The organism is Mycobacterium sp. TH-M25, from assembly GCF_057473665.1.
The window spans coordinates 1-3,815 of the sequence record NZ_JBYCLA010000188.1; the positions used below are offsets into that span (position 1 = coordinate 1).

A 3,815-nucleotide genomic window follows, 5' to 3' on the forward strand; every position below is an offset into this window, starting at 1 on the left:
GTAGCGCTGGATGTTGGGCACCTGATCTCGGTTCACGACGGCCGCATCTGAGGGATGTCCGATGCCGAGCTGGACGACGACGAGAATCTGGCCGCGATGTGCGCGTCGTGCAACTCGGGTCTATCCGCCGAGACGCTACCGCTCAGATTGGTCATGGCTGTCCTGCGGGCACGGTTGGCGGACGCAGCGCGCAAATCTGTATGAGTCCGGTTGTGTAGGCAACCTGGCGTCAACCGCTGCCATGAGGCTCAACGTCGAACGTTCATCAAACGATCGTGTCCCCCAGCGCTTCCGCGTGATGCGGACGGAACGTCACAACCCGCTGGCCGGGTTGGGTGATCGCGTACGTCGCACTGGCATGCCCGCGGCCGTCGAACCAGCCCGGACGCCCTGCCCCGTCTGGGCGCTGGAATACGGTGTGTGGGTGTCGCGTGGCGGTTGGGTTCGGCAGAACGGCGCCGAGAACATCCTGCTGCAGGCGTATGCGCGGGCGCCCGGCGGGTACATCGCGTTTCTCGATGAGACCTTTCAACTCGACGACTCGGACGTTAGCCGCCGTAGCGAGTTCTACATGCTGTCCGCGGTCGTCGTTCACCGCGACGAACTCGCGAGCCTCCGTATAGGTCTAGACAAGGTCGTTGGTGACAATTTCTGGCATACCTCCGACGAGCTGAAGACGCCCGCGGGTCGCGCTCGCGCCCGTAGCGTCGCTGAGTTTCTGGGCGACCCGCAAGGCAGGGAGGTGGGCATCGTCGTGATCAAGATTCCCATGACCGCAGGATCAGGCGATGCGGCGCTGCCTGCTTCCTGCAGGTCGGGAGATTACTGTGCGCCGGAGGCGGGCCGCTGGTCGACGAAGGTGTACACATGATGATCCTCGAACAGCGCCGCATGCAGAGAAACCGCAGCTACGACGCCAGCATCGTCAAAGACCTAAGGAAGGAGGGCGCTATCTGCCGGCGATGCCACATGATCCAGGCATCGCCGAGGCATGAGCATCTACTGTGGCTGCCGGACTTGGTCTCGTCGGCAGTTCGGCACCGGCATCTGGGCCAAAATAGTGGCGTCGACCTGTACGCGCCTCTAGCGCATATCCTTCACGTTTCGAACTGCCACTAGATATAGAGCAGCCCCGGCGTGCCGTAGCTGTAGACCGGGGCCAGACAGGTCGTGGGGCTAAAGCCGCAGAACCCGTACCTTGCTCGTGCTCAAGTATGCCACTTCCGCGAGGGCGTGTCGAGTTTACGGGCATATCGGCAGGTGGAGGCGGATTTTCGCAGCTAACTGCCGGTGCTGACGCCGGGCGGGGCGGCATTTTCGAAATCCTGCCGGGGGCACCAAGCGTTTTAGCAGTTAAAGCGGCTTTCCGCCTTCAAGCACCGCGGCCGCTTCGTGTGATGGTGCCCCCAAAGCTTGCGCGTACCGCGGCCGCAGCGACCAGCAGCCAGTAGCCGGGTCGGTGCTCCCGTTCGTGGCGCGATACCGCCGCGGCGACTGCGCGATTAGGCTCGGCGGCAGCCCGGCGCCCGAGTCGGACCACGACGCGAACCGCACCGGCTCCGACAAGGTGGCGAACCAGTCGAGGTCGTCGGTTATGACTGTGACGGTAGCGTCGGCTACTGACAAGCAGTGAATAAGTCCACTGCCACATGGGCAGCGCGGCATTAATATGGCAGCAACCGTTCTACCCACAGGGAGGTGTTCGGCATGGGGAACCTTCGTGTAGCTGCGCCAGAGCTGATGCTGACCCACGCCGACTGGACCGCCAAGGGCGCGACGTTCGCGGGAATAGCCGCGGCACCATCGGTAACCTCCGCGGCCGCGTCAGCGGTGGCCGTCGCCGCGATTCACGCTCAGGTAGCCGAAGGGCACGCGATGTTCGGAAACCGACTAACGGAGACCGCCGCTCGCGTTCAAAAAGCGGCAGCGGAGTACGTCGGCACCGACGAAGGCAGCGCGGCCCGCATCGACGACGTAGTGCCATGATGCCGTTGTCAGAGGCGCTCGCCTACAACGTCGACCACCTGGAAGAAGCCGCGAAGCACTGGACCAAGGTTGCCGACCACCGAGAGTCGACATTCGCCCAAGTCCGCAACCAGGCCCACTCCCTCGACTGGACCGGTGAAGCGGCCGACGCCCTGCGCGAGCACGTCGGGTGGGATTTCCAGAAGGCGTCTTTCAGCGCCGATGACCTACGCGAGGCTGCCGGTATCGCCCGCACCAGTGCCGGTGATCTGAACAGCATGCACCGCGGCCTGCTCTACAACCTCGAAGATGTCCAGAATGACGGCTTCGTGGTGGACGAGGACTACACAGCTCTCAACTCCCGGCCCACGAACAATCTCGACGAATATCTAGAGCGCGAGCAGCTCGGCGTCGAGCACACTGCCGATCTCCGAGCCAAGGCAGCAGAGTTGACCGAAGCCGATGCACGAGTAGGCGCACGACTTCAGACTGCCACCGCCGGCGAGGGCAAGATCATGTTCACCGACTTCAAGCAGGACGCAAGCAACTCGCCTATCCCAGATCCCCCAACCAACGCCGTGGTCGACCCCGATCACCCCTTCGTCGGTGACGAACGCTTCGGTCAGTGGGACAACTATTCGCCACCCCCCTATGTTGGCTCAACACCTCCGCCGCCCACCTTTGAACACCGCCCGCTTGACGGAGTGGCCGCGCGCCCAGGCGGGCCGTCAAATTTCTACACCCCGGGCCGCACCTGGGTCGCCGACAGCGATGCCCCGTTCGCATCGCTGCCCGAGGCGTACAAGTTCCGCATCACGGGTCAAGATTTCACCAGTTATACGCGCACCGTGACCGTCAACGGCCACCAACAACTTCAACGCTGGGTCGCCAACACCTATGAGGCACAGCGGATTTCAAAGCTCGATATCAACGGCAGCATCTGGTCGAAGAACGCCCCAGGAGAAGCGGGAACGCTCCTGCCCGGCAAAGGAAGTCTCGGCGGGTTGTCACTCGGTGACCACTTCGGACCGTGGCACTCGATCACGCCCAATCAGATGGCGAATCTGTCGGCGCTGAACCCGACCGCGACCTACTACATTCCTGACGGCTGCGGCGGAGCATTTACCTTTACCGGCGGCGTGCCTGTCGGTGGTGTTACTCCGGCACCCTCCGTTCCCGTCATGACCGCGCCTCGCTAGTACACCCACCAACCAGCCCATGTTCGCCGTCGCCACCTTATCCACCGCGGACGTGAGCGCCTGGGATATCGCCGCTGCGGCAGCCAAGGTTTCATTGCTGACGTTCATCATCGCGGGCGTCGTAACCGTTATATTGCTGCGCCACAAGCGTTTACGCGAGGCACATGAGGAATTTATAAACACCGACGTGGAGGAACTCCTTCGCAGACGCGGTGCCGCAGAGCAGCCGGGCTATGAGGCCTCCATGTACGGCATCATGCCCAACACTCCGTGGCCGGACCGGTCTGCCCACGATCGCAACGACGATCCGCCCCCCACTGCGTCGCAAGACGAATCGTCGTAACGGTCAGCGGTCGTGTATATGGTGACCTGGTGAGGGGAGAATGAAACTGGGCACGCGACCACCCAGAAAACGGATGCTGTGGGCGGCGAGCTGCCTGGCCGTGCTGATCCTGTGCGCTGCAGCGGCGTTTTGGGCAGTGCACCACGAGGATCGACAAGCTGCTTCTAATGACTGCGCTGTGGTCGAACATTTGGGCCAGCAGTGGAACGCGATGGTCGCATCGATCAACGCTCAAGAGAACGGGCTCAGCGGACAGAGCGATATGACCGAAATAGCTGACGCTCGATCAGCGATGAGCCAGAAAATCG

5 protein-coding genes are annotated in these 3,815 nt (G+C 62.7%); all 5 read left to right on the top strand.

What is annotated here, in order from left to right; genetic code table 11:
* Positions 1 to 424 precede the first annotated feature (424 nt).
* Positions 425 to 871, top strand: coding sequence for a hypothetical protein (locus AC2VOU_RS06325; protein ID WP_486956602.1), 447 nt, complete (start codon positions 425 to 427; stop codon positions 869 to 871).
* A gap of 836 nt (positions 872 to 1,707) precedes the next feature.
* A complete protein-coding gene (locus tag AC2VOU_RS06330; RefSeq protein ID WP_486956603.1) occupies positions 1,708 to 1,986 on the top strand; it encodes a hypothetical protein in 279 nt (92 codons plus the stop codon).
* Positions 1,983 to 3,164, top strand: coding sequence for a WXG100 family type VII secretion target (locus AC2VOU_RS06335; protein ID WP_486956604.1), 1,182 nt, complete (start codon positions 1,983 to 1,985; stop codon positions 3,162 to 3,164). Before AC2VOU_RS06330 ends, AC2VOU_RS06335 begins: the two co-directional genes overlap by 4 nt.
* A 19-nt stretch (positions 3,165 to 3,183) precedes the next feature.
* Complete coding sequence (locus tag AC2VOU_RS06340) at positions 3,184 to 3,507, top strand: hypothetical protein (protein ID WP_486956605.1); 324 nt, start codon at positions 3,184 to 3,186, stop codon at positions 3,505 to 3,507.
* 40 nt (positions 3,508 to 3,547) lie between these two features.
* On the top strand, positions 3,548 to 3,815 hold a 268-nt coding region (locus AC2VOU_RS06345), incomplete at its 3' end, for a hypothetical protein (RefSeq protein ID WP_486956606.1).